The 26618-nt window shown below is 48.7% G+C and carries 22 protein-coding genes, 4 tRNA genes, 3 rRNA genes and 3 pseudogenes; 7 read left to right on the forward strand and 25 right to left on the reverse strand.

Translation table 11 applies throughout. From position 1 onward, the window contains the following. Positions 1 to 51: 51 nt before the first annotated feature. The 8 genes and pseudogenes from A4G20_01050 to A4G20_01085 form a co-directional block, all read right to left on the reverse strand. A complete protein-coding gene (locus tag A4G20_01050) occupies positions 52 to 291 on the reverse strand; it encodes a hypothetical protein (GenBank protein ID QIW15053.1) in 240 nt (79 codons plus the stop codon). Further along, positions 291 to 1235 carry a 4-hydroxy-3-methylbut-2-enyl diphosphate reductase gene (locus A4G20_01055; GenBank protein QIW15054.1) on the reverse strand — a complete coding sequence of 315 codons (945 nt, stop codon included), beginning with the start codon at positions 1233 to 1235 and terminating at the stop codon, positions 291 to 293. The genes A4G20_01050 and A4G20_01055 overlap by 1 nt, the downstream gene beginning before the upstream one ends. Beyond that, positions 1236 to 1718, reverse strand: coding sequence for a signal peptidase II (locus A4G20_01060; protein QIW15055.1), 483 nt, complete (start codon positions 1716 to 1718; stop codon positions 1236 to 1238). It abuts the gene before it with no gap. An 81-nt stretch (positions 1719 to 1799) separates the two neighbouring features. Then, the gene (locus tag A4G20_01065) at positions 1800 to 2138 is read right to left on the reverse strand and encodes a transcriptional regulator (GenBank protein QIW15056.1); all 339 of its coding nucleotides are present in this window, start codon (positions 2136 to 2138) and stop codon (positions 1800 to 1802) included. Position 2139: 1 nt separating this feature from the next. Next, positions 2140 to 3072 (reverse strand): hypothetical protein, encoded by a 933-nt coding sequence (locus A4G20_01070; protein ID QIW15057.1) that lies wholly within the window; start codon positions 3070 to 3072, stop codon positions 2140 to 2142. Position 3073: 1 nt separating this feature from the next. After that, the gene (locus A4G20_01075) at positions 3074 to 3667 is read right to left on the reverse strand and encodes a molybdopterin adenylyltransferase (GenBank protein ID QIW15058.1); all 594 of its coding nucleotides are present in this window, start codon (positions 3665 to 3667) and stop codon (positions 3074 to 3076) included. After that, positions 3664 to 4754, reverse strand: a pseudogene (locus A4G20_01080) (lipopolysaccharide heptosyltransferase II). The gene A4G20_01075 and the pseudogene A4G20_01080 overlap by 4 nt, the downstream one beginning before the upstream one ends. 47 nt (positions 4755 to 4801) lie before the next feature. Next, the gene (locus A4G20_01085) at positions 4802 to 5971 is read right to left on the reverse strand and encodes a hypothetical protein (GenBank protein ID QIW15059.1); all 1170 of its coding nucleotides are present in this window, start codon (positions 5969 to 5971) and stop codon (positions 4802 to 4804) included. A 238-nt stretch (positions 5972 to 6209) separates the two neighbouring features. On the opposite strand from A4G20_01085, the gene A4G20_01090 reads away from it, so the two are divergent. Beyond that, positions 6210 to 6548, forward strand: a complete 339-nt coding sequence (locus A4G20_01090; protein QIW15060.1) for a transporter — start codon at positions 6210 to 6212, stop codon at positions 6546 to 6548. 143 nt (positions 6549 to 6691) lie between these two features. Next, positions 6692 to 7548 (forward strand): annotated as a pseudogene (locus A4G20_01095) (phosphoribosylaminoimidazolesuccinocarboxamide synthase). A gap of 118 nt (positions 7549 to 7666) precedes the next feature. Here A4G20_01095 and A4G20_01100 read toward each other — a convergent pair. Then, a complete protein-coding gene (locus A4G20_01100; protein ID QIW15061.1) occupies positions 7667 to 8512 on the reverse strand; it encodes an NAD(P)-dependent oxidoreductase in 846 nt (281 codons plus the stop codon). 163 nt (positions 8513 to 8675) lie between these two features. Here A4G20_01100 and A4G20_01105 point away from each other — a divergent pair. The 3 genes and pseudogenes from A4G20_01105 to A4G20_01115 all read left to right on the forward strand — a co-directional run bounded on the left by A4G20_01105 (position 8676) and on the right by A4G20_01115 (position 9652). Beyond that, a pseudogene (locus A4G20_01105) lies at positions 8676 to 9034 on the forward strand (transcriptional regulator). 95 nt (positions 9035 to 9129) lie between these two features. Next, positions 9130 to 9396, forward strand: coding sequence for a damage-inducible protein J (locus A4G20_01110; protein ID QIW15062.1), 267 nt, complete (start codon positions 9130 to 9132; stop codon positions 9394 to 9396). Next, the gene (locus tag A4G20_01115) at positions 9383 to 9652 is read left to right on the forward strand and encodes an addiction module antitoxin (GenBank protein QIW15063.1); all 270 of its coding nucleotides are present in this window, start codon (positions 9383 to 9385) and stop codon (positions 9650 to 9652) included. Before A4G20_01110 ends, A4G20_01115 begins: the two co-directional genes overlap by 14 nt. 176 nt (positions 9653 to 9828) lie before the next feature. Here A4G20_01115 and A4G20_01120 read toward each other — a convergent pair whose 3' ends face one another. Continuing rightward, positions 9829 to 10872, reverse strand: a complete 1044-nt coding sequence (locus tag A4G20_01120; GenBank protein QIW15064.1) for a luciferase — start codon at positions 10870 to 10872, stop codon at positions 9829 to 9831. A 242-nt stretch (positions 10873 to 11114) separates the two neighbouring features. Continuing rightward, positions 11115 to 12206, reverse strand: coding sequence for a bifunctional molybdenum cofactor guanylyltransferase MobA/molybdopterin-guanine dinucleotide biosynthesis adaptor protein MobB (locus A4G20_01125; GenBank protein ID QIW15065.1), 1092 nt, complete (start codon positions 12204 to 12206; stop codon positions 11115 to 11117). Positions 12207 to 12286: 80 nt separating this feature from the next. Here A4G20_01125 and A4G20_01130 point away from each other — a divergent pair, with 80 nt between their 5' ends. Next, positions 12287 to 12565, forward strand: coding sequence for a hypothetical protein (locus A4G20_01130; protein ID QIW15066.1), 279 nt, complete (start codon positions 12287 to 12289; stop codon positions 12563 to 12565). 44 nt (positions 12566 to 12609) lie between these two features. Beyond that, positions 12610 to 13236: a thiol:disulfide interchange protein gene (locus tag A4G20_01135; protein QIW15067.1), complete on the forward strand. Its 627-nt coding sequence runs from the start codon at positions 12610 to 12612 to the stop codon at positions 13234 to 13236. A gap of 87 nt (positions 13237 to 13323) precedes the next feature. Here the strand turns inward: A4G20_01135 and A4G20_01140 are convergent, their stop codons facing one another. From A4G20_01140 to A4G20_01205, 14 genes are all read right to left on the reverse strand, one after another. Next, entirely contained in the window at positions 13324 to 13935 is a 612-nt protein-coding gene (locus A4G20_01140; GenBank protein ID QIW15068.1) for a transposase, read from the reverse strand. A gap of 460 nt (positions 13936 to 14395) precedes the next feature. After that, entirely contained in the window at positions 14396 to 15478 is a 1083-nt protein-coding gene (locus A4G20_01145) for an endonuclease (protein QIW15069.1), read from the reverse strand. Between the two features lie 63 nt (positions 15479 to 15541). Then, positions 15542 to 16795, reverse strand: coding sequence for a hypothetical protein (locus tag A4G20_01150; GenBank protein QIW15070.1), 1254 nt, complete (start codon positions 16793 to 16795; stop codon positions 15542 to 15544). 130 nt (positions 16796 to 16925) lie between these two features. After that, positions 16926 to 17041 (reverse strand): 5S ribosomal RNA (rrf, locus tag A4G20_01155). Positions 17042 to 17133: 92 nt separating this feature from the next. After that, positions 17134 to 20159: ribosomal RNA gene (locus tag A4G20_01160) — 23S ribosomal RNA — on the reverse strand. 226 nt (positions 20160 to 20385) lie between these two features. Continuing rightward, a tRNA-Glu gene (locus tag A4G20_01165) sits at positions 20386 to 20461 on the reverse strand. A 74-nt stretch (positions 20462 to 20535) separates the two neighbouring features. Further along, a 16S ribosomal RNA gene (locus tag A4G20_01170) occupies positions 20536 to 22085 on the reverse strand. Together the 16S, 23S and 5S rRNA genes with 4 tRNA genes alongside form the textbook arrangement of a ribosomal RNA operon. Before the next feature lie 188 nt (positions 22086 to 22273). After that, positions 22274 to 22350 (reverse strand) — tRNA-Pro (locus A4G20_01175). Positions 22351 to 22369: 19 nt separating this feature from the next. Beyond that, positions 22370 to 22445 (reverse strand) — tRNA-His (locus tag A4G20_01180). Between the two features lie 32 nt (positions 22446 to 22477). Then, a tRNA-Arg gene (locus A4G20_01185) sits at positions 22478 to 22554 on the reverse strand. Positions 22555 to 22689: 135 nt separating this feature from the next. After that, positions 22690 to 23406 (reverse strand): lipopolysaccharide N-acetylmannosaminouronosyltransferase, encoded by a 717-nt coding sequence (locus A4G20_01190; protein ID QIW15071.1) that lies wholly within the window; start codon positions 23404 to 23406, stop codon positions 22690 to 22692. Beyond that, the gene (locus A4G20_01195) at positions 23391 to 24617 is read right to left on the reverse strand and encodes an enterobacterial common antigen polymerase (protein ID QIW15072.1); all 1227 of its coding nucleotides are present in this window, start codon (positions 24615 to 24617) and stop codon (positions 23391 to 23393) included. The genes A4G20_01190 and A4G20_01195 overlap by 16 nt, the downstream gene beginning before the upstream one ends. A 106-nt stretch (positions 24618 to 24723) precedes the next feature. Then, complete coding sequence (locus tag A4G20_01200; protein ID QIW15073.1) at positions 24724 to 25443, reverse strand: hypothetical protein; 720 nt, start codon at positions 25441 to 25443, stop codon at positions 24724 to 24726. Continuing rightward, the gene (locus A4G20_01205) at positions 25443 to 26612 is read right to left on the reverse strand and encodes a serine-type D-Ala-D-Ala carboxypeptidase (GenBank protein ID QIW16819.1); all 1170 of its coding nucleotides are present in this window, start codon (positions 26610 to 26612) and stop codon (positions 25443 to 25445) included. The genes A4G20_01200 and A4G20_01205 overlap by 1 nt, the downstream gene beginning before the upstream one ends. Between the last annotated feature and the right edge of the window lie 6 nt (positions 26613 to 26618).

Consider the following 26618-nt stretch of genomic DNA (forward strand, 5'->3'; position numbering starts at 1 on the left):
AAATCGTGGGGCACAGCCCCACACATTGAGTTGAAAATCCAACCCCTTGGGCTAGACTTCCAGTTTAGATTGGATCAGTTCGACCATGGCCTGAATATCCGCTTCAGGCGCCTTGTCTTGGTTCATAAACCAGCGGAAAAGCTCGGGGTCGGTGTATTTGAGCATGGCGACAAAGGTGGTTTGTTGTGCTTCTGTTAGGCTGTCGAAATGATTTTGGTAGAAGGGCATGATCATCTTGTCCAGCTCCCGCATACCCCGGCGGCATTCCCATTCAATTCTAAAGCGGTTCATTATTTAACCTCCGTAATACGCAATTCTTTTGGCACTTCAAAGACCGTGTTTTCCTCGCAGCCTTCCAGCTCGCTCACCTCGGTCGCCCCTAGGGTTTTGAGGTGGCTGACCACCGATTGCACCAAGACTTCAGGGGCAGAGGCGCCCGCAGTTATGCCAATGGTGGAAACATTCTCCAGCCAGCTTGGATCGATGTCCTCGGGCCCGTCAATCAGGCGGGATTGAATGCCCATGCGGCTGGCCAACTCGGCCAAGCGGTTGGAGTTGGAGGAGTTTTTACTGCCCACCACCAAGACCAACTGGGATTGCTTGGCCAGCTCCCGTACCGCCTGTTGGCGGTTGGTGGTGGCATAGCAAATATCGTTCTTGCGAGGGCCTTGAATGGCTGGGTATTTGGCCCGAAGGGCCTCGATCACATCCACCGTGTCATCAATAGACAGGGTGGTTTGGGTCATAAAGGTTAAGTCGTCCTGCTGGCTGACAGGCAGCTTGGCAATATCTTCCACCGACTCCACCAAGAAAATCCCGCCCTCTTCATTGTCATATTGGCCCATGGTGCCTTCCACTTCTGGGTGGCCTTCATGGCCAATGAGAATGGCCTTGGTGGCCTTGCGGCTGGCTCGGGCCACCTGCATGTGAACCTTGGTCACCAGCGGGCAGGTGGCATCAAAAACCTTGAGCCCTCGGCTCTTGGCCTCTTGGCGAACAGCTTGGGACACGCCGTGGGCGGAGAAGATCACAATGGCGCCGTCTGGCACTTCTTCCAACTCTTCCACAAAAATGGCGCCCTTTTCCTTGAGGCCATCCACCACAAAGCGGTTATGCACCACTTCGTGGCGGACATAAATCGGCGCGCCGTGGATTTCCAAGGCCAGTTCTACAATGGAAATGGCCCTGTCCACGCCTGCACAAAAACCACGAGGGTTTGCTAATAAAATGTTCATTTAATCACTCTTCTTTTTACGGCCGTCTAAGATCATCTCTAAAATCAAAAGACCCGCCCCACAGGTAATAAAAATATCGGCTAAATTAAAAATTGGATAGTGCCAGTCCTGCCAGAAAACATGCAGAAAATCGACCACAAAGCCGTGATAGGCTCGGTCGATGGCATTGCCAATAGCCCCGCCAATGATCAGGGCGTATGCAAGATTTTGCAGTTTTTGACCCGCTTGGTTTTTATAGAGCAGGTAAACCAAGTAGGCCGAAATCACCACGGCCAATCCCAAGAAAAAGTAGGTCTGCCAGCCTGAATGATCGGCCAAAAAGCTAAAGGCCGCCCCGTAGTTGCGAGCGTAGGTCAGGCTGAAAAAGGGTAAAAAGTTGATGCTCTCATGCAGTTCAAAACGCTGCACCACTGCATATTTGCTAGCCAAGTCGGCAATGATTGCCACAAAACTCAGCCAAAGCCAGTTAAGTCCTGTTTTCATATTTGTCCACTTAAAAAAACGATACAGAATTTTAACATAAAAAAACCGCCCTTCGAGCGGTTTATTTTATTAAGCTCAAACTTAGATAGCATCTTCGTTTTCTTCACCCGTGCGGATGCGGATAACTCGCTCCACCTCATAGATAAAGATTTTACCATCTCCGATTTTGCCTGTTTGGGCCGTGTCCATAATGGCCTCAATGCAGGCTTCCACCTGATCATCTGCCACAATGATTTCTAGCTTAATCTTAGGCAGGAAATCAATGGCATATTCCGCCCCACGGTAGAGTTCAGTATGGCCCTTTTGGCGGCCAAAGCCCTTGGCCTCGGTTACTGTCATACCCGTGATGCCCACATCCGTTAAGGCCTCACGCACGTCGTCAAGTTTGAAGGGCTTGATAATGGCTTCGATTTTTTTCATATTAAATCCTAACTTTTCGATATAAATTTAATTGGATCGTTAATTGACATAACAGGAGGTAAAAGTTGTAATAATCTTGCTGTGCTGTGCTGTGCTGTGCTGTGCTGTGCTGTGCTGTGCTGTGCTGTGCTGTGCTGTGCTGTGCTGTGCTGTGCTGTGCAAAGAGCTTATCCCATTCACTATTGGCAATACAAAGGAAATTTGCATCTACCCCATATTCTCCCGCTATCCTTTGAGCCTGGTAAAAATTATCTTTTTGATAACGTTCTGAAACCACCCAATAGCATTTATAACCGATAGCAGTCATCTTCTCCCAAATATGGGCATAGGAATTCGCTTGTATCTCAATAAAAATCATGGGCTTGAAGCGTTCAATGGTCTGCCTAGCACCCTCTAGCACCTTAATATCAAAGCCCTCGGCATCCACCTTGAGTAGGTCTAAGCGTTCTAAATTCTGAACAGGGGCAAAATCATCTAAGTTTACCACCTCAAGAGCCTGCTTAGAGACGCCCTGCCCAAAATTACTTTCTGTGCTAAAGCCCTTGTCTAGGGAAAACGAGCCGTAATTCCAAGACTGGCTATAGTCGCAATCTTCAATCAAAATGCTTTCACGCTTATCCCCCACGCCCATGCGATAGGTTTCCACATTGGTCAGGTTATTGAGGGCCAAATTACAGCATAGTTGTTGGAAAATAATCCGTTGTGGTTCAAAACAAATCAGCTTGCCTTTGGAAACAAACTTGGCCAAGGGTACGGCGTGCATACCAATATTGGATCCCACCTCCACCACATTGGCCTCGGCCGACAAAATCTGCTGAAAGACCTCAACTTCCACATCCGACCATTCACCATAAGCACAGGCAATATTGCTGATCATATCGCCCTTAATCAGGTTAAATCGTCCCCAACGCAGGTCTTTTAAGTAGGTTTCCATCTTATCTTCTCGCTGATTTAGGCCTAAAACTCTCAATCACGGCCGGGTGGGTGTCAATGTAGATGTCGCTCAAAAGCTGCAAGCAATAAGGCACGGCAGCGAAAATCCCCTTGACCAAGACCTTGCCCTGCTCATCCTTGACACCTTCCAAGGTTTCCTTGATGGCCTTGGGTTGGCCAGGAAGGTTTAAGATCAGGGAATCGTGGCGAATAACCCCAACCTGACGGGAGAGAATGGCGGTTGGCACAAAGTGCAGGCTAACCTGGCGCATTTGCTCGCCGAAGCCAGGCATTTCTCGGTGGGCGATGGCCAGCGTGGCATCTGGGGTCACATCCCGCTTGGCTGGGCCTGTGCCGCCGGTGGTCAAGACCAGGTGGCAGGCTTGCTCGTCCACCAGCTCAATTAAGGCTTGTTCAATCTGAGCCTGTTCATCAGGAATCAGGCGGGTTTCCAGCTCAAAGGGTTCAACAAGGGCGGCCTTGAGCCAGGCCTCAAGCTCGGGAATACCTTGGTCGGCATAAATGCCTTGGGAGGCTCGGTCAGATACTGACACCAGGCCGATTTTGAGCCTGTCTTTACTTAAACAAGCGGTCATACTTGGCTCCTTTTTTGCAAAAGTTGGGCTAGTTCTTCCACAACTCGTTCAGGCCCAATATCCACCAAACTCTGATGATACCCCCCTCTTGGTCACCTTGGCGAACCTTGATAAGGTCGCCCTCAATCAGGCGAATAATCTTGGCCTTGTCTGACAAAGGCGGGGTATAAGTCGGGCTGGTTGGGCCGTAGAGGGCCACCAGCGGGCGGTTGAGAGCGGCAGCAATATGCATAAGGCCAGAATCGTTGCTGACCACGGCTGTGCAGTTGGCCATGATGTCGATAACCTGCTCAAGCCCAGTCTTGCCCGCCAGATTGAGGCAGAAGGCCTGCTCGCTTGCGCTTAGGGCGGAACGAATGTCCTCGCCCACGGCTTCGTCCTTAGCCGATCCAAAAATCTGTACCTGATAGCCTTGGGCAATGAGCTGCTTGGCCAGCTGGGCATAGTGATAATGCGGCCAACGCTTGGCTGGGCCAAACTCGGCCCCCGGGCAGAAGCCGATGATGGAGCGGTTATTGACTTCCGCCTGTTTGAGAAACTGGCCCAGGGCCTTTTCTTGCTCGCTCTCCGTGCTGTCACGGTTTTCGATTAAACGGGCCACATTGGCTAGGTCGCTAACCAAGTAAGGCTTAGGCAAGGGCAGATCGGCCGCCGCAGGAATGTTACCCTTTTCAAAGGCCAGAGCCACATAACGCTGGGCCATCATAGGGTAATCTTTTTTGTTGGATCGCAGGTCGTTCAAGAGGCCGTAACGCATTTCCCCCTTCCAGCCACGGCGGGTTTTAACCTTGGCAAAATAGGGGATAAAGGCCGATTTAAGGGAATTAGGCAGGACGATGGCTAGATCGTACTGGTTTTGCAAGTTTTTGCCCAATTTATACCGCTTGCACAGGGCAAACTGGCCGTGGCCCAGGGGCATGGTCAGTGCCTGGCGGACTTCTGGCATACGAGCCAGAAGCGGGCGGCACCAGTCGGGGGCCAGCACATCAATTTGACAATCAGGATAGTTGGTTTTGAGCTGTTGGTAGAGGGCGTGGGACATCATCATATCCCCCACCCACGAAGGGGCAATAATTAGAATATTCATGGTCGCCTCAAAAGGTGAGCGGACGCCCAATGCGTCCGCCAAAAGTCTTATTTTTGATAGAGGTAGGTGCCGTTGGCCTGGCGGATAAACTTGCCGCCGTTGCTTAGGCGCATTTCAGCCACTCGGCTGTTCTTGTCTAAACGCACCGTAACCTTATCGCCTGGCTTAAAGCTGCTTAGCACACTGCCTGCGCCGTTGGCCTTGGTCATGGCATTAACATCTGAGATGTTGAGGTTATTATCACGGAAGACCTGCATAAGGCTCACGCCTTTCGGCACAGTCAGCTGCTTGCTAGACACCGCACCTGTCGCCGCTGGAGCAGGGCTTGAAGCTGGTGCAGGCTTGGCTGTTTCTTTAACTGGCGCTTTTGCTGCGGCTGGCTGAGCAGCTGGTTTTGGTTCTGGGCGTTTAACCTCTTTTGGTGGGGTCACACGGGTAACTTGTTTTGGCTCGGTGCGAGGGGTTTCCGCCTGGTGAATCACGCTGCCCTGGGTGTTTGGACGCACCACAGCAGGGGCTTCAACCGTTTGGCTGGCCTGGCTTGGTTGGGCAGGGGCGCTTGGCTGTTCTGTTTGAGCAGGAACCGCCGGCTGCTCAGGGGCTTGTGCTGCCGCCTGATCTTGAGCTGGCTGATTGGCCTGCTCGGCTGCATTGGCTTGGGCTTGTTGGGCCTGTTGTTCTTGGGCAGCTTGTAGGGCCTTGGCCTCTTCTTCAGCCCGCTTGGCTTCTGCTTCATCCACTGGGCGGAACTCAATCGGCAGGCTGTTGCCCTGCTGTTCTTGCAGCTGTTCTACTGTTGCAGGGGTGCTTGGCTTGAGCAACCAAATGGCTAAGCCTAAAAGAAGCACCAGGCCAATTACCACCCATAAGCGGCGGTTGTGCAGAGGGGATTTTGCCGCTGGCTTTTCTGGCACAGCTGCCGCAGCCGCTGCAGGGATCACACGTTCTGCCGCCACAGCTTCAGATTTAGGCGCTTCAGGCTTGTCTGCCACTGGGGCTTTTTCAGGCTCTGCCGCTGGCTCAACCACAGGGGCTGGCTTTTCAGCTGCCGGCGCTGCCTGGGCAAGCTCTTCTCTACCCTCTAAATAAGGGCGTTCAACTGGGGTAAAAGTAAAGCCTGGGGCTTGTTTGGTGCTGATAGAAGGCGTGACGTTTTTGTCTGCTGGAGCAGGATTTTGGCCAAAGGTTGGCTCTTTACGCATATTGTTTTGAGACATTGCAAATTTCCAAATAAAAAGTAGGAGGAGTTTTCAAGAAAATGCAGCCATTTTAGCCCATTTATCTAAACTCGGCACGTTTTTTCATGCAAGCGGGGGGATTTAAGCGATTTTTTGCAAAAATCAAGCGGCAATTTTCATTTTCTCGATCTGTGTCGAGAAAATCATCTGGCCCGCTTGCTGCCCTCCTTGGCCCTGCTAAAGTAGCTCCACCTTCAACCAACCAAAAGGAAACACCATGAAAAACCTCAAAACCCTGGGCTTTAGCCTCCTGCTAGGCCTCTTTTCAGTAACCACTCAGGCAGAACAAACCAGCCAACCTGCCCCATCCAGCCCAGAATCTGCTGCCCCAGCCGTGCAGGCAGTGGTGGTGGATGTCAATAAGGTCAATATCAACACGGCCACGGCCGCCGAAATTCAGGACAAACTGGTCGGCATTGGGGCCAAAAAGGCTCAAGCCATTGTGGAATACCGTGAAAAACACGGCAAATTCTTGAGTGCCGAGCAACTGACCGAAGTCTCTGGTATCGGCAAGGCAACCTTGGATAAGAACCGTGAGCGGATTGTGGTGGAATAATCTCAATGGCACGGCCCCCCGTGCCATTTTCCCCTTTGTAAAAAATACAACCTAACGCCCCGCTTGCTTATGCAAAAATTCACGCAAACGGTTGCCTTTCTTTGCTATAATTGGCCTGTGTTCATTTATAACAGGACTTTCCTATGCAAATCAGCTTAAAAAAAATCTATTCAGGCAAGGTGCGCGACCTTTACGAAATTGACGACAAACGTATGCTTATGGTGGCCACCGACCGCCTATCAGCCTTCGATGTTATCCTAGACGACCCCATTCCCCGCAAGGGCGAAATCCTGACCCAAATTTCCAACTTCTGGTTCAAGAAACTGGCCCATATTATGCCTAACCACTTCACGGGCGACTCGGTTTTCGATGTCTTACCCAAAGAAGAGGCCGAGGCCATCCAGCACCGTGCCGTGGTCTGCAAGCGTTTGACCCCAGTAAAAATTGAGTCCATCGTGCGGGGCTACCTAACGGGTTCAGGGCTCAAAGACTACAAGCAAACCGGCACCATCTGCGGCCTTGCCTTGCCCGAGGGCTTGGTGGAAGCCAGCCGCCTGCCTGAGCCAATTTTCACCCCGTCCAGCAAGGCGGAAGTGGGCGATCACGACATCAATATCAGCTATGCTGAATGCGAACGCCAAATCGGGCCAGAATTAGCCAAACAAGTCAAAGACGCCGCCCTGGCCCTCTACACCGAAGCCGCCGCCTATGCGCTGACCAAGGGCATTATTATCTGCGACACCAAATTTGAATTTGGCCTGGATGAAAACGGCACGTTGACCCTGATGGACGAAGTCCTGACCCCAGACTCCAGCCGTTTTTGGTCTGTCGAGACCTACCAAGAAGGCACCAACCCACCCTCTTTCGACAAGCAATTTGTGCGTGACTGGCTGGAAAACAGTGGCTGGAACAAACAAGCCCCCGCCCCCAAGTGCCTGCCGATGTTATCGAAAAAACCGTGGCCAAGTACCAAGAGGCTTTGGATTTATTGACCAAATAGCCTTTTGATGGTCAGACTAGGCGTGAATCCACAAAACCTCGCACCGCTTGTAGGGTGGGCATCCCTGCCCTCCATTAACAATATCGGTTAAAACGGTGGGCAAGGATGCCCACCCTACTTACAGGGCTTGTTTTACTGCCACATCTAACCCCGCACTTGGGCGACCGAGCAAGGTTTCCAAGGTCTTATCTTCTGAGAACAAGGCCCCGTTTGACGCATCTACATCACATTCTGCTAAGAAACCTGCAAGCCCTTCTGGCAAGCCAGCTTGCACCAGGGCGGCGGCATAGTCGGCGGCTGGAATATCCACATAAGGGATGTCTTGACCGCTTTGTTTGCTGATTTCCGCCGCTAGGTCGGCCAGGGTGTAGCTGGTCGAGCCGGCTAATTCATAAGTCTTATTTTCGTGGCCACTGCCTAAAGCCACGTTTACCGCCACTTCCGCCAACTCTGCACGCAGAATAGAAGAGATACGACCGTCCTTGGCTGAGCCGTAAAAGGCCTTGTTGGCAAGGGCAGCTGGGATGGAGCCTGTGTAGTTTTCGGTGTACCAACCATTGCGTAAAATGGTGTAGGTTAGCCCACTTTCTTTCAGCGTCTGCTCGGTAGCCAAATGCTCGCCAGCCAAGGATTTGACCGTGTTTTCATTGCTTGCTCCTAAGAGGCTGGTGTAAATAATATGCTGCACGCCAGCCGCTTTGGCAGAGTCAATCACATTTTTATGCTGCACTGTACGTTGTCCGATTTCATTGCCTGACACTAAAATTAAGGTGTCCACACCTTCAAGGGCGGCAACTTGTCCTTCTGTTTGGCTGTAATCAAATTTACGTGCTTCCACACCTGAAATTTTCTCTGGCGAACGCACCAGGGCGATCACCTTGGCATTTTTAGCCTTTAAGAAATCCAAGGCGATTGAACCGAATTGACCTGTTGCACCTGTGATTGCGATATTTTTGTTTGACATACGATTTTCCTCTCAAATGGTTAAAGTTGATTGATAAGGTTGATTGCTCAACTCATGTGGCGTATGATACGCACAAAACTTACGAAAGGTAAGTACTTACACAAAAGTAAGTATGGAAAAATTTTAAAATATTTTTTAACCCATTGACTTATAAGGAAGAAAAATGGAAAGATTTTTATTTGATCGGGGAAATGTACTGGCAGCAGCCTGCCCATCACGCCAAATTTTGCAACATTTAACCAGCCGCTGGGGCGGTTTGGTCTTGCTGACGCTCCATTCAGGCACCAAACGCTTTAGCGAACTCCGCCGAGCTATTGATGGGGTCAGCGAACGAATGCTAACCAAAACCCTGCAAGAGCTGGAGGCGGACGGCATGTTGGTTCGCAAGTCCTACAACACCGTCCCCCACAGGTGGACTACACCCTAACCGACTTCGGCAAACAGGCATCGGATCGGATTTTTGAACTGGTGGATTGGTTGGAGACTAATTTGGCGGAGATTTTGAAGGCGAAAAAGGGGTAAAAATGCAAAAGCAGGAGAGCGATGGTTAATACTTTACTCATACTAAGGTAATTTGCTACATTCTGTTTATCATTTGATAAACAAAAGGACAAATTATGCAACAGAATGCTCTCGTGAGTGTCAGAATTAACGAGCAAATCAAGGCTCAAGCTAGTGAAGTCTTGGCTGGGATTGGCTTAACCCTTTCTGATGTAATGCGAATGACCATTACCAAAATTGCCACAGAAAAACGTTTCAGTTTTGACTACCAACCCAATGCGGAAACCGCTCAAATCTTAAGCGCAGTCAAAAATGGTACAGAACCGATGCACACCGCCGCCAGTATTCAAGCTCTGATGGACGACCTCACTGCGGACGATTAGTTATAGCAATGCCTTTAAGCGAGATTATAAAAAATGTGCGGTGCAATCCCTGTCAAGCTCCTTGATTGAAAGCCTATATTTTTTAATCAATGATTTACCCCTGCCTGAAAAATATTGCGATCACGCCTTAACAGGCTCTTGGCAGGGCTTTCGGGATTGCCATATTGAGCCTGATTTGGTGCTGATTTATCGCAAGGTCAATGATGATGTACTGGAGTTGATTCGGATTGGCAGCCATTCCAATTTATTTGGTTAAACCGCTTGCTATCTAAAAATCCCGCAAGCTCTTTTTCTGCCTGCCTCGCTCATCAAAATTTTTGATGTTATGTAGCAACGCACAAAGCAAAAACTACATAATTCCGGCTGTTTTTTTACAGGAACAAGCGGGGAAATTTACGCCATTTTTTGCAAACTCCCCCGCCTCAGGCTGGTTTAAGACTGAAACTTATCCATAATTTCTTTAAAGAGACGGTAGGACTCACGCTGTTTGGCCTTGTCAAAAATATAGCTAACCGCCATCACTTCATCAAAGGCCACACGGCCACGCCAGTCCGTCAACTGGGCCGCCACACTCTCTGGGCTGCCGATTAGCGAACAGCCTAGCATTTGTTCCACCACAGCCCGTTCTTGGCTGTAAATGGGAATATCGTGGAAATCCACAGGCCCGAAATGAGGCAGGCCTTGAGCCTTTTGGCGTTTGAGCCAGATTTCATCGTTCGAGGCTACAGGCGGCTTGAGAGGCTCTTGGGCATTGGTCACCACATTGAGGAAGAACTGGGTTGTGGTGGTAGCAAGTTTTTGGGCTTCCTCATCGCTTTCGGCCACAATCACATTGGCGCCCATGATAACATAGGGCTGGGCCAGATGGGCGGAAGGCTTAAAGTGGCTGCGGTAGATCTCCACCGCCATCTCCAGCATTCTTGGGGCAAAGTGGGAGGCAAAAGCATAGGGCAGGCCCAGTTCTGCTGCCAGGTAGGCACTGGCCGCGCTGGAGCCCAGAATATAAAAGGGCAGGTTGAGGCCGGCGGCTGGGTAGGCAGACACGGGATTGGTGTTGTCGAAATAACCCCGAAGCTCGGCAATTTCATCGGCAAAATCGGCTTCTAGCCTGTCTCGGCGGAGGGCACGGGCGGTTTGCATATCGGTGCCAGGCGCTCGCCCCAAGCCCAGCTCTACCCGACCTGGGAAGAGGGTTTCCAGTGTGCCATACTGCTCAGCCACAATATAGGGGCTGTGGTTGGGCAGCATCACCCCGCCCGACCCCACTCGCAGGCTTTGGGTATGAGCCAAGGCCTGCTGAATGAGCAGTTGAGTGGCCGAACTGGCCAGGTTTTTCGTATTATGGTGCTCAGCAATCCAATAGCGTTCAATGCCAATACTTTCGGCATATTGGGCCAGCTCGACCATGGAATGCATAGCCGCCTGGTAGGTTTCGCCCTGACGGCGGGGAACCAGATCTAAAATGGAAACTTTCATCGTTTCTCCTGACTGAAAAAGATGGCTAGGGCGTGTCCTCAATTTGAAAACGAGTCGGTTTTTCGAGCAAAAAACGACAGATACGAGGAAAAAAAACGCAGCCAAATTGAAATGTTGGCCAGTATTTTTGACGAAGTAGATGGTGAGTTTTTGCCGAAAATACCGCCGTGAGCAAATTGAGGACACGCCCTAAGATATGGTGCTCAAATGTTCCATTTCAAGCCTTATCTGACTTGCAAAAATCAGCCTCTTTCTGCCCGCTTGTAGGCCTCAATAAAGTCTGCTATTTGGGTTATATTGTTGATGTCTAAGCAGTTTTCCCTTTCCAGCGGATAATCCGTGGCCGTGGCCAGGGTAAAATCATCTTGCTCAGGCAGAGGCTTGGCTAGGCCTTTACGGTGAAGCTGGATCTTGGGAATAGGCTCGTGCTTAAAGCCTTCCACCAAAATTAAATCTACGCTGTTTGGGTCGATCCTGGCTACCAAATCCGCAAAGCTGGCAGGTTGGGCCGTTTCAGCCATGAGCGCCCAGCGTTGCTCGCAGACAATCAGGGTCGGGTTGGCGCCGGCTAGGCGTAGGCGGTGGCTGTCCTTGCCAGGCTTATCCACCTCGACATTGTGATGGGAATGCTTCATCAGGGCAACCCGTATCTGACGCTGGTTCAATTCAGGGATCAGCTTTTCCAAGAGCGTGGTTTTGCCCGTGCCGCTGTAGCCCGTAATGCCCAAAATAGGCACCGACAAGCGGGGCAAAAGCGGCCTTTTTTTGCAAAAATCTTCAGGCTTGTTGAAGTTTTGAAAGGCTTGAGGCTGTTCAGAAAAATCCACCGCCACCGATTTTTGCTGCTGGAAGAAACACAACAAGCGGCGCTCACCTTGGGCTAGATAGGTTCGTAAGGGTTCAAGAATAGAACGATGAATCAGGGCAAAAGCGGGGTGGGGGCGGTCGCCATCGTGGGCGTAGGCAATTTGAGCTTGGTTGATGCTCAAGGCCCTGTGCAATTTCACCAAGAGATTATCAGGCAAGAAAGGGCTGTCGCAAGGGACAAAGAGCAGGTACTCCTCCTCAAGCTGCTCAAACCCCGACAAAATGCCACTAAGCGGGCCTTGGAAATCTGGCAGCCTATCGCTGTAGGTGGAAAGATGAGGGTAACGCTGGGCATATTGTGCCTGCGAGCGGTTGATATTGAGGTAAACCCTGCCAACCTGCGGGGCAAGGCGTGCCAAAATATGGGAAATCAGGGGCTGGCCGGCAAGCACCTGCAAACCCTTTTCCACCCCATTCAAACGGCGGGCCAGGCCGCCTGATAAAATTACCGCAGATATTTGTTCCATTTATGTCTCAAGTTTTTGCAAAAGAAGGCCTAAAAGTATATGATTCCAGGCAGTTTTCAACAAGATTTTTAGAGGATTTTATGCGTAATCAACGTTATCACCGCATGGATGAGCTGCTTGAGCTGCTACAGGCCTATTGGGAGAAAGAACCTGAACTGCATTTGATTGATGTGCTGCAACGCCTGTCAGTGGAAGTAGGCGAGCCTGATAATTATCCAAAACTTCGGGATGAGGTTATTATTTATCAGCTCAAAATGCGAGATAAGGACAAGTCCGAGGCCATTCCTGGCATTAAGAAGGATTACGAGGATGATTTTAAAACCGCCTTGTTACGAGCGCGGGGAATTTTGCAAGACTAGTCTTGTCTAATGAGGACTTTTATTCTTTTTCGAGGAAATTAATGATGAAAAAATTGGCTTTAAAAGCAACCTTTACTGCCCTCGCGGCACTTTTCGCCCTGAATGTTCAGGCCCAGCCGCAACTAGGCAAGGAGTATGTGGAGGTTCGCCAAGTGCCTTCGGCCCAAAAAGAGGTGATTGAGTTTTTCTCCTTCTATTGCCCGCACTGCTATTCTTTTGAGTTTGACTATAAGATCCCCGCCCAGGTTAAGGAAAAGCTGCCGCAGGATGCCAAGCTCATTCAATACCATGTGAATTTCTTAGGTTCACAATCTGAAAACCTAACCCGTGCCTGGGCGCTGGCCATGGCCTTGGGTATGGAAGACAAGGTTAAAACACCTTTGTTTGAAGCGGCCCAAGCCAACAGCCTCAAATCCATGGACGATATTCGCCAAATCTTCTTAGATAACGGCGTCAGTGCCGAGCAGTTTGATGGTGGGATCAACAGCTTTGCGGTCAATGGCTTGGTCAATAAACAGGTGCAATTGGCCGAAGAAATGAAGATCCAAAGCGTGCCGACCTTCTTTATCAACCAGCAATATCAGGTCAATAATGAGGGATTGGACACCAGTTCGGTGGATGCCTTTGTGAAAAGCTATGTGGACACCATTGAATACCTAATCAAGAAATAAAGGGCATATAGGACAAAATAGTTGGTCTTTTTGCACTTTATGCCTCTATAGGACAAAAAAGTTGGTAAAGATTATTTTAACAGATCCTTACCAACTCTTTTTGTTCAAAAAGTCCTGTATAAACAAGATCTTATGCTTTCTTGTTAAACCGCTGTGCGGACGTAATTTGTCTTTTAGTTCCTTAAATAAACCTTCAATCCTATTTGTTGTCTTTTCAATATTTAATTCAGGATATTTCTCATAAGTAAAAATATATTCATAATAACGCTTAATACTCGCAGCAGCACTTCTTACACTTCGATGTTTATAAGGGTATTTCCCTTTTTCATTTGGTTTATCTGACCGTTCACTTAAAAACTCCTGGTGTTTTCTCTTCCATTCATATATTTTTAAATAAAATTCATTTTTAGAGCTGGTTTTAAGCGTCTTAATAATACTTTTTAATTCTCTTCCTGCATGTGATTGATGTTTCTTTCTCAATGCCCTCATTACGATTGCTACAAGATGAAACTGACACATCTGTGTTGGTGTATTGAACAAATCTTTTAAGAGGCCTCTACGCCCATCACAGGTAACTGATTGAATAATATAATTTCTTTCCCTTAAACGGTTCATGGCCTTCTTGTAATAGATATCTTTTTCTGTTTTGACTATTTGGTGATAAACCACCTTTTTTGTAGAGCTATCAATAAACACCATTACACCAAAATCTCGGTGAAAGAATGTTGTATCAATAATTAAGTTCAAGTATGTATTTTGAGGTTTATTTAAGGAGGATTTAGGGTGCTTCTCTAAATATCTTCGAATAGTTCGAGAAGAGCAAGAATATTTTTCTGCTAACTGTACTTGTGTTTGTTTTCCAGATGAATAATCAAGCCAAATTTTTTCAGGATCTAATTTATTCTTAAAGGTAAATGTTTTATTACAGCTAAGACATTTGTAACGCTGTACATTATTTTGTTTGCCATACTTCTGGATCGGGGAATGTTGGCAGAAAGGACAGTTTTTTGTGCATATTTCAAAAAGAGGGCTTAAAGCCTTGTACTATAAGGCTTTAAGCCACTTTTTACCAACTATTTTGTCCTATATGCCAAATAAAGCCAAGCGGTCTGGATTTGCAAGATTTTTACAAATTCAGACCGCTTGTTCATCTCCTATCTTAATACTTCTCTGCAATCACCTTCATTTCAGGCTCTGCCTCGTCAATTTTTTCCTGGGCTTCTTGATGGTCATCGCTATCTACTTTTGGCTCGGGCTGGGCCTGTTCGGCCTTCGGGTGGTATTGGAAGCTACCGTAAACTGGGAAGTGATCCGAGCCAATTTCAGGCAGGACATGGATTTCCCGCATCATAAAATCGTTACTGTGGAAGATGTGATCCAGCGGCCAGCGACAAATGGGAATTTGGGCGTGGAAGGTGCTGTAGAGGCCACGGCCTATACGGGGGTCGAGCAGGCCACTGGTCTTTTGGAAGAGACGAGAGGTTGCCGACCAGGCCACATCGTTTAAATCGCCAAAGACCAAGACAGATTTGTCGGTTTGGGTAATTTCCTGCCCAACCAAGAGCAGCTCGGCATCACGATTGGTGGAAGTTGCACTTTCTGTCGGGGTTGGCGGCATGGGGTGGAGGCAGTACATTTCAATCCACTCGCCCGAACGCAGTTGAGTTTCTGTGTAGATGGAAGGGATATCCTCCTGGACCCAGTGACGGATTTCAGTATTTCTCAGCGGCAGGCGGCTGTAAAGGTGCATGCCGTAGAGGTTATCCAGCGGAATTTTGACCGTGTAGGGGTAGGTTTCCTCAATCACGGCCAACTGGTCTTCCCACCACTGATCGGTTTCTAAGGTCAAGACCACATCAGGTTGCCACTTTTCAATTAAGGCGAGCAGTTTGCCTACTTGACGATTGGGGGTCAGCACATTGCTGGTCAGCAACGAGATAGAACGTTCATCTTCAGGCCCGGCATAATGCAAAACCGTGGGCTTGGCCAGGCGGGTGTAGGCCAAAATTTCCCAGATTTGGTAGGCCATACAGGCCAAATTGAGGAATTGCAGGAGAACAAACCACCAAATAGGCTGGCCTGAAAAGAAGAAGCCCAACACCAAGCACAAGAGGTTAAGAACCGCAATTTGTGGACGGGGAAAATCAAAAATTCGCACCGTCCAGTGGTTGAAAGGCAAGAGGGGCAAAAGGGTTGCCAAAATAGGCAAGCCTAGCAAAAAAGAAAGAAGCCAATCACTCATATTTGATCATCAAGGGGTTAAAAATGAAGTGATATTAACATCATTTTCCCTTTGGCAAAACCTCTAAGGCCTCTGATCTGCTTGGCTTTTTTCTCGATGGATCTGCCAGAGCATTTTGGCATCCAGGTTGGAGGAGGAAATCATGGTCAAAAAAACCGCTGCACCGAAATAAAAGGCTGCCTCACCCACCGAAAAGCTGATGATCTGCCCCCTTTCCACCAAAGACATCATCAGGGCCAATACAAACAAGTCCAACATAGACCAGCGGCCAACAAAATGGACATAGTGGAGCAGTTTCATTTGCCAGTGAATGTTGTGGGCCCAGCGATAATGAATGGCCAGGAGCAGGTAGAAAATAATGGCGACCTTGCTAAAAGGCACAGCGATACTGGCAATAAAGACGATGGCAGCCACTGCATAACTGCCCATGCCGATAAAGGTCATGACCCCTGACATAAGGGAATCTTGAGATACCGCACCGGCCAATTCAGTGGAGGATATGGGTAGGAGGTTGGCGGGGAACATCATGATCGTCCCCGCAATCAAGGTGGCCCATACCCGCTGTAGCTTGATGGATTCAGGCGTAGAAAGATTGGTTTCACAACGAGGGCAGCGGCGGCAACCCTCTTCATCAATGATATTTTCGCTAAAGCTGTACTCACATTGGGGGCAAAGGGCTAGATTTTGATTTTTCTCTGTTGGCGATACTCGATGATATTCAGGATAAAATTGTGTCCAAAGGCGGTTGAGATCGAGCTTGATAAACAAGAGGGTCATCAAGAGGGTTGTGATCACAAAGGCAACCAAATACTTATCGAAACTAAGCGGGGCGTAATCTCGCACCTTAAAGGCCGCAACCATCAGGGCAACAAAATAAACATCTAGCATAACCCATTGCTTGGCGTGTTTGAGAAAAATAAGCGTATAACGAGGGCGGTGGCGCAAGATTCGCTGGATAGCAACCAACAAAACCAAGACAGGGAATACAAAGGGCATAATGACTGCACAGAGCAGCACCATAAAGGCCGTGACATCAAAACCCGAGGTGGCCATTTTCCATACCCCATCCCAAACAGTCGCCTTAATCGGCACGCCGAGGAGATCGATGCTCATCAAAGGGAAAGTCAGGGCAAAGGGCAACAAGATCAGAATGGCTAAGGCAATACTGGCACTTTGGGTTAAGTTCCAGTAATTTCCCTTCTGCAAGACCTCATCACAATTTGGGCAGCAAGCAGCGTGATGGGGAATATGATCGGGAATAGCGACCAAGTTGTCACATTCATGGCAACGTTGTAGATAGGCTTGGTTTATTTTCATTGGGTTAATGTTACAAGCGGTTTAAATTAGATGAATTTTTGCAAATTCTACCTTGTTTTGCACCGCTTGTCTTAAGTCTAGATAGCAAAAAACCGCTAAAGCCTTCGCTCTAGCGGTTCTCGGTATAAAACCCTGATGGTGTCCTACTCTCACATGGGGAAACCCCACACTACCATCGGCGTGACTGCGTTTCACTTCTGAGTTCGGAATGGGGTCAGGTGGTGCCACAGCACTATGGCCATCAGGAAAATTCTTTCTCTGTTGTTTGTTGTTTTTGTTCTTTTTTTGTAATTAAGCTGAAAACCTAGTAGTCTTTTTATTCGTTGTTCTGTTCTAAAAACGCTTGAGCGTTGTATAGTTAAGCCTCTCGGGCAATTAGTATCAGTTAGCTCAATGGCTCACACCACTTACACATCTGACCTATCTACGTCGTAGTCTCCAACAACCCTTACTGACTTATAGTCAGGGAGAACTCATCTTAAGGCAAGTTTCGTGCTTAGATGCTTTCAGCACTTATCTCTTCCGCACTTAGCTACCCAGCAATGCCATTGGCATGACAACTGGAACACCAGCGGTGCGTTCACTCCGGTCCTCTCGTACTAGGAGCAACCCCTCTCAATTCTCCAACGCCCACGGCAGATAGGGACCGAACTGTCTCACGACGTTCTAAACCCAGCTCGCGTACCACTTTAAATGGCGAACAGCCATACCCTTGGGACCTACTTCAGCCCCAGGATGTGATGAGCCGACATCGAGGTGCCAAACACCGCCGTCGATATGAACTCTTGGGCGGTATCAGCCTGTTATCCCCGGAGTACCTTTTATCCGTTGAGCGATGGCCCTTCCATTCAGAACCACCGGATCACTATGACCTGCTTTCGCACCTGCTCGACTTGTCTGTCTCGCAGTTAAGCTTGCTTATACCATTGCACTAACCTGACGATGTCCGACCGTCATTAGCAAACCTTCGTGCTCCTCCGTTACACTTTGGGAGGAGACCGCCCCAGTCAAACTACCCACCAGACACTGTCCGAGAGCGTGTTGCCACTCTTCGTTAGAACATCAAACGTTAAAGGGTGGTATTTCAAGGACGACTCCAACAACACTGGCGTGTCATCTTCAAAGTCTCCCACCTATCCTACACATCAAAATTCAATGTTCAGTGTCAAGCTATAGTAAAGGTTCACGGGGTCTTTCCGTCTAGCCGCGGGTACACCGCATCTTCACGGCGATTTCAATTTCACTGAGTCTCGGGTGGAGACAGCCTGGCCATCATTATGCCATTCGTGCAGGTCGGAACTTACCCGACAAGGAATTTCGCTACCTTAGGACCGTTATAGTTACGGCCGCCGTTTACTGGGGCTTCGATCAGGAGCTTCTCTTGCGATAACACCATCAATTAACCTTCCAGCACCGGGCAGGCATCACACCCTATACGTCCACTTTCGTGTTTGCAGAGTGCTGTGTTTTTAATAAACAGTTGCAGCCAGCTGGTATCTTCGACCGGTTCAACCTTCATCCGCGAGGGATTACAATCTACGCCGGCGCACCTTCTCCCGAAGTTACGGTGCTATTTTGCCTAGTTCCTTCACCCGAGTTCTCTCAAGCGCCTGAGTATTCTCTACCTGACCACCTGTGTCGGTTTTCAGTACGGTTTAGTTATATCTGAAGCTTAGTGGCTTTTCCTGGAAGCGTGGTATCGGTAACTTCAATTCCGTAGAATCTCGTCATCAGTTCTCAGTGTTAAAGAGGTCCGGATTTGCCTAAACCTCACACCTACCGCCTTAAACGTACATATCCAACAGTACGCTTACCTAACCTTCTCCGTCCCCACATCGCAATATAACCAAGTACGGGAATATTAACCCGTTTCCCATCGACTACGCTTTTCAGCCTCGCCTTAGGGGCCGACTCACCCTGCCCCGATTAACGTTGGACAGGAACCCTTGGTCTTCCGGCGAACGAGTTTTTCACTCGTTTTATCGTTACTTATGTCAGCATTCGCACTTGTGATATCTCCAGCAAACCTCTCGATTCACCTTCATCGACTTACACAACGCTCCCCTACCCAACAGGAGCAACATTAATGATTCTTGTCGGTACAGTCCGACTCAACGTTTTGTTGGCTTGACCAACTCACTCACTTCGTTCGTGAGTTGTTAATCGTAAAAACCATTAATGTTGCTCCTGATGCCGCAGCTTCGGTGCTATATTTGAGCCCCGTTACATCTTCCGCGCAGGCCGACTCGACTAGTGAGCTATTACGCTTTCTTTAAATGGTGGCTGCTTCTAAGCCAACATCCTAGCTGTCTAAGCCTTCCCACTTCGTTTCCCACTTAATATAGACTTGGGGACCTTAGCTGGCGGTCTGGGTTATTTCCCTCTTCACGATGGACGTTAGCACCCACCGTGTGTCTCCTGAGTATCACTCTTCGGTATTCGCAGTTTGCATCGGGTTGGTAATCCGGGATGGACCCCTAGCCGAAACAGTGCTCTACCCCCGAAGGTGTCCGCTCAAGGCTCTACCTAAATAGATTTCGGGGAGAACCAGCTATCTCCCGGTTTGATTGGCCTTTCACCCCCAGCCACAAGTCATCCGCTAATTTTTCAACATTAGTCGGTTCGGTCCTCCAGTTAGTGTTACCCAACCTTCAACCTGCCCATGGCTAGATCACCGGGTTTCGGGTCTATACCTTGCAACTAGACGCCCAGTTAAGACTCGGTTTCCCTACGGCTCCCTTATTCAGTTAACCTCGCTACAAAATATAAGTCGCTGACCCATTATACAAAAGGTACGCAGTCACAAGATTACTCTTGCTCCCACTGCTTGTACGTACACGGTTTCAGGTTCTATTTCACTCCCCTCGCTGGGGTTCTTTTCGCCTTTCCTTCACAGTACTGGTTCACTATCGGTCAATCAGGAGTATTTAGCCTTGGAGGATGGTCCCCCCATCTTCAGACAGGATATCACGTGTCCCGCCCTACTTGTCGTAAGCTTAGTTCCACAAAGGCTTTTTCAGATACGGGATTATCACCCTCTACGATTGAGCTTCCCAGCTCATTCTCCTAAAACCTCTGCTATAACTTACTGGCTCTTCCACTTTCGCTCGCCGCTACTCACGGAATCTCGGTTGATTTCTTTTCCTCGGGTACTTAGATGTTTCAGTTCTCCCGGTTTGCCTCACTAACCTATGGATTCAGTTAGTGATAGTAGGTTCTTCACCTACTGGGTTTCCCCATTCGGATATCTTGGATTAAACGCTTCTTATCAACTCATCCAAGCTTTTCGCAGATTAGCACGTCCTTCTTCGCCTCTGATTGCCAAGGCATCCACCGTGTACGCTTAGTCACTTAACTATACAACCTCAAACGTTCTTGCAAAGTTTTCACTTTTTCCAACCGCTTGGGTCTTTATTAACAACTAGACTTGAACGCTTTTGTTCGTTCAAGATTTTTTAACTACTCAGACTTTTTCTTATCCTTCTTGATATGTCGATTTCTCGTCATATCGGACTTGAAAGTCTCTTCAGTTTTTCAGCTTGTTTACAAATTTTTAAAGAACAATTCAGACAACCAAAGTCATCTTTAAATGGCGTCCCCACGGGGATTCGAACCCCGGTTACCGCCGTGAAAGGGCGATGTCCTAGGCCTCTAGACGATGGGGACAGCATTTAAAGATGCCCTTCCTGCCATTACATCAACATTATCAAACAATCTGTGTGAACACTTGTAACTGCTCGTCTTTGGTAAGGAGGTGATCCAACCGCAGGTTCCCCTACGGTTACCTTGTTACGACTTCACCCCAGTCATGAATCATACCGTGGTAAACGCCCTCCCGAAGGTTAAGCTATCTACTTCTGGTACAACCCACTCCCATGGTGTGACGGGCGGTGTGTACAAGGCCCGGGAACGTATTCACCGCAACATTCTGATTTGCGATTACTAGCGATTCCGACTTCATGGAGTCGAGTTGCAGACTCCAATCCGGACTTAGATGCACTTTCTGAGATTCGCTCAACGTCGCCGTCTCGCAGCCCTCTGTATGCACCATTGTAGCACGTGTGTAGCCCTACTCGTAAGGGCCATGATGACTTGACGTCATCCCCACCTTCCTCCAGTTTATCACTGGCAGTCTCCTTTGAGTTCCCATCTTTACATGCTGGCAACAAAGGATAAGGGTTGCGCTCGTTGCGGGACTTAACCCAACATTTCACAACACGAGCTGACGACAGCCATGCAGCACCTGTCTCATAGCTCCCGAAGGCACAGACTCATCTCTGAGTCCTTCTATGGATGTCAAGAGTAGGTAAGGTTCTTCGCGTTGCATCGAATTAAACCACATGCTCCACCGCTTGTGCGGGCCCCCGTCAATTCATTTGAGTTTTAACCTTGCGGCCGTACTCCCCAGGCGGTCGATTTATCACGTTAGCTTCGGGCACCAAGGTTAAACCCCAATCCCCAAATCGACAGCGTTTACAGCGTGGACTACCAGGGTATCTAATCCTGTTTGCTCCCCACGCTTTCGCATCTCAGCGTCAGTATTGTCCCAAGGGGCTGCCTTCGCCTTCGGTATTCCTCCACATCTCTACGCATTTCACCGCTACACGTGGAATTCTACCCCTCCCTAACATACTCTAGCTACCCAGTATGAAATGCAATTCCCAGGTTAAGCCCGGGGCTTTCACATCTCACTTAAGTAACCGCCTACATGCCCTTTACGCCCAGTTATTCCGATTAACGCTCGCACCCTCCGTATTACCGCGGCTGCTGGCACGGAGTTAGCCGGTGCTTCTTCTGTGACTAACGTCAATCGATTAGTCTATTAAACTAACCGCCTTCCTCATCACCGAAAGAACTTTACAACCCGAAGGCCTTCTTCATTCACGCGGCATGGCTGCATCAGGCTTCCGCCCATTGTGCAATATTCCCCACTGCTGCCTCCCGTAGGAGTCTGGACCGTGTCTCAGTTCCAGTGTGGCTGGTCATCCTCTCAGACCAGCTAGAGATCGTCGGCTTGGTAGGCCTTTACCCCACCAACTACCTAATCCCACTTGGGCTCATCTTATGGCATGTGGCCCGAAGGTCCCACACTTTACTCCTAAGAGACTACGCGGTATTAGCGACAGTTTCCCGTCGTTATCCCCCTCCATAAGCCAGATTCCCAAGCATTACTCACCCGTCCGCCACTCGTCACCCAGAGAGCAAGCTCTCTTGTGCTACCGTTCGACTTGCATGTGTTAAGCCTGCCGCCAGCGTTCAATCTGAGCCATGATCAAACTCTTCAATTCAAAAAGTTTAATCGCTCAATAAACTGCTTAGCTAAAGTTTACATAGTAAATGCCAATTTAAAATTAACATCTAATAATGAATTTCTAGTTTAAGCACCTATTAAGACTTCAAAATTAAAATATATTTTTAACAAGTCAATCAACAAGTGCCCACACAGATTGTCTGATATGTTTTTAAAGAACAAAAAAGTGGTCGGCGAGATAGGATTTGAACCTACGACCCACTGGTCCCAAACCAGTTGCGCTACCAAGCTGCGCTACTCGCCGTCAGATTTACTTTCGTAAATGGGGTGGCTAATGGGACTCGAACCCACGACAACTGGAATCACAATCCAGGGCTCTACCAACTGAGCTATAGCCACCATTAACGTTTCGTTGGTTTGCATTGACTTACTGGCGCGCTCGACAGGATTCGAACCTGCGACCTTTGGCTCCGGAGGCCAACGCTCTATCCAACTGAGCTACGAACGCTCTATTTCAGTACTGCGTCGCAACGGAGGCGTATAATATAGTTTTCACCCCTGGCTGTCTAGCACTTTTTGCAAAAAGTTTTTCGCTCGCTTTTATTTTGTGCAAAATGTGCAATATTTGATGTTTTTGTTGATTTTATAGCTGTTTAGTCAGGTAATAATAGGTGTATTTAAGTAAGTTAAATTGCCGCTTATAACGGGTAGGTTGTTGTAGGAGGCGGTAAAACCATTCCAGCCCCAGTTTTTGCCAAGATTTTGGTGCACGTTTTGCTGCCCCAACAAACACATCATAAGTCCCCCCTACCCCCATATAAAGGGCTTTGGGATGAGCTTCTTGCAGTTTGATCATCAACCTTTCCTGCTTGGGCGAACCCATGGCCACACTGATAAACTTGGCCCCGCTTTGTTTGACCCGCTCGAGCAAGCCCTCTTCATCAGTGAAATAACCGTCCTGCCAGCCCACCACGGCTATATTCTGCTCTTTTAGTTTTTCAAGCGTTTGGGTCAGCACATTTTCTTTTGCTCCAATCAGAAAAACTGGCACTTGCAGGTCACCCGCCCGTTTCATCAAGGCCTGCCAGAGATCGGCCCCTGCAATCCGTTCTAAATTTTGATATTGAGGATATTTCTTCTTAAGGGTACAAACGACACTGACCCCATCGGCATAATTCCATTCATTGTGCTTGAGAATCTTCCCCAACTCAGGCTCTTGGGATAAAACCACCTTTTCCGCATTAATGGCGATCAGCTTGCCGGTCTGCACCCTCTCTTTATTTATCAGGAAATTTGCAAAAATGTCGAGATTTTGCACCGCTTGCAAGGGAATGCCCCGCACCTCTAACGTTTCAAACATTTGCTTACCCCCCAAGAGATCCCAAACACCAGACTTAAAAAGACCCAGCGAGAAACAAAGGCATCCGCCCCCTCCCGCACCAAGACCATCAGATTAAAGAGATTGGCCAAGCAATAGGCCTGGCATAAAATCCCCCTTTGAAAGATCCAATCCAACCCCCGCACAAAAAATCCAACAGCAACCATTCCACCCACAATATAGGGCCAGCCCCCCATAATATAGAAAGCCCCCAAGAGTGTCGGCGACATGGCCAATCCGCTCTGGTTGCCTAACACGATCTTGGTGAAGTAATTGGCTGTGTTCCAGGCAATATCAGGCCGATCAGACCAAAGGCTTTGGGGAATATAAACATAAAAATCCCGCACAATGGGCATGAGCCCCTGAAATTCTAGAGGATAGCTGAGGACTTTGGCCAGATTTTCCCAAGGGGAGAAGGTATCTCGGGTTAAGTAAAGGAAGGTGTAAACCGCCTCTGCCCCAGTTACCTCCAATTTATAGCGGGCTAGGGCCAGGGCGAACATGGCCAAGACACCGAGTAATGAGATAATAAATACCGTGCGTAAGCGAAGATAATGGTGCCATAAACCGATCATCAAAAAGAAGGCGACTGCCAAGGCCAGATTGGCCCGGGTTCCGCCCACGGCCATATAGCTAACTGCACCAAACACAACCCCAACCAGCCCAAAGATCCACCAGTTTTTACGGCTAGGGTTGCTTAAATAAAGTAAGAGGCTCCCCACTAAAAAGAAATAGAAGAAGCGTTTCAGGTAAACGCCCTGCACCTGGTTGGAAAAGATTTGGCTGTATTTTTCCAGCCTAAAGAGCAGAAAACCGTTAAGGCCTAAAAACCAAATAAGGCTGACTAAACCGATAAAAATAAGCAAGCAAGCGGTCACTTTTGCCTGCTTATTTGCAAATTTTGGAGGATTTTTCCCCGCTTGTAACCGCCAGTGGTAACTGATATAGAAGATAGCGTAGCCCATCAGGCCATACAAAAAGGCGGTAAATTGGTGTTCAAGGGCGGGGAGTTCTGTTCCAAAGCCAAAATGCAGGGCAAGCGAAAGCGGGAAGCCTGCATAAAAGGTGATGGCATAGAGCAGGCTGAAGATCAGAAAGAAGGAGAAGCCCTGGGTTTGGTAGCCTCGCCATATGGCTCCGCCGATCAGGCTGAGTGAGGTGAGATAGAGAAGAATGAGGGTGAAGTAGGTCATTGGTTATCTGATCCTCTTCCCCTCACAATGAAAATACGGTTAAGGGAAATTTTTAAATCCCCCTAACCCCCCTTTTTCAAAGGGGGGAATTTTTTGGGAATGTATATTAATCCGGCGAATAATAAAGCTTGCCGATCTCAATCCGTTGGCGACCGGTTTCTAGACGCCACTTGTTGCTGTCCCGCAGGGAATAGACACAGCCGCAGTATTCCTGCTGGTAGAAACGTTCCCGCTTGCTGATTTCGATCATGCGTTGCGAGCCGCCGCCCTTACGCCAGTTGTAGTCCCAGTAAACCACATCATCATACTTTTCTGCTGCCCGATGGCCACAGCCGTTGATCTGGTTCATGTCCTTCCAGCGGGAAATGCCCAAGCAAGAGGTAAAGACCGGGAAGCCATTTTCGTGGGCGTATTGGGCCGCCTTTTCAAACCGCATATCAAAACACATGGTGCAGCGAATGCCTCGCTCGGGTTCCCACTCCATGCCTTCGGCCTTTTTGAACCATTCCTTGCGGTCGTTTTCGTAGTCATCATCCACATCAATAAAGGGAATATTGTGCTTTTCGGCAAAGCGAATATTCTCCTCCTTGCGGATCATATACTCCTTGAGTGGGTGGATATTGGGATTGTAGAAGTAGATGGTAAACTCAATCCCCGAAGCCAAAATGGCCTCCATGACCTCGCCTGAACAAGGTGCACAGCAGGAATGCAGGAGCAGTTTGTTATGCCCATCTGGCAATTCCAATTTAGGGCGAACAAAAGGAGCGTTTGGATCCTTCTGCCGGCGTCTAGCACGGACGCTTTGTTGGTGTTCAAGCGGTTGCATTAGTCAAATAATCCCTTGATGGTGAGAGCCAACCAGTCCCAGGCCTTGCCGAAGATGCCGGCTTCTTCCACATCCTGCATGACTTGCAGATCAACACTGGCAATATCCTTGTCATTGAGGGTATAAATCACCTTACCCACCACTTGGCCACGAGCCAAAGGAGCCTCAAGATGTTTACGTTCTAGCTGGTAACGGGCCTTGAGTTCGGCTGACTTGCCCTTTGGCACGGTAATAAAACTGTCCTTGAGTGTGCCTAGTTGCACCTTGTTAAGTGAGCCATAATAAACCGACTGCTCAGACACATTTTGGCCGGCTGAAAGCGGTTTGAGGGTTTCAAAGTTGGCAAAGCCCCATTGGAGGAGCTTCTTGCTCTCAACCTCACGGCCCTTGTAGGTTGGCACGCCCATGACCACCGAAATTAAGCGGGTGTTGGAATTGGTGGCCGAAGCAACCAAGTTGTAGCCGGCCTGATCGGTGTGGCCGGTTTTCATGCCATCTACTTGAATAGATTTGTCGTTTAACAAACCATTGCGGTTATGCTGCTTGATCTTATTGAAGGTAAACTCTTTTTCCGCATAGATTGGGTATTCTTCAGGCAAATCACGAATAACGTGGGCGCCGATAATAGCCATATCACGGGCAGAAGAATATTGCTCTGGGTGATCGAGGCCGTGAACAGTAGCAAAATGGGTGTTTTTCAGGCCGAAACGTTGCACATAGTCGTTCATCTTGGCGATATAGGCCTGTTCAGAACCGGCAAGATGATCGGCAACCGCCACCGTGGCATCGTTACCTGAAACAATGATAATCCCCTTGTTGAGATCACCCAAGGAAACCTGCTGGTTCACATTGAGGAACATGAGGGAAGAGCCTTTAAATTTCGGATTTTGGCTCCAAGAGTTTTCGGTAATGGTCACCAAGTCCTCATTACGTGCCCTGCCCTGCTTGACCTCTTGGCCTAGCACATAGCTGGTCATCAGCTTGGTCAGGCTGGCTGGATATTGACGTTGGTCTGGGTTAAGACTGGCCAAAATCGCCCCTGAATTGTAGTCCATAAGGACAAAGGTTTGGGCGTTGAGTTGTGGGGCGGTTAGGCCATAATCCACATCATTGGCCTGGCTGGTCAGGGCAAAACTCGCCAGGCTGACACTTAGAAAGAGTTTCTTCAAGTTCAT

Source organism: Pasteurellaceae bacterium RH1A (assembly GCA_012221805.1).
Lineage (GTDB): Bacteria > Pseudomonadota > Gammaproteobacteria > Enterobacterales > Pasteurellaceae > RH1A.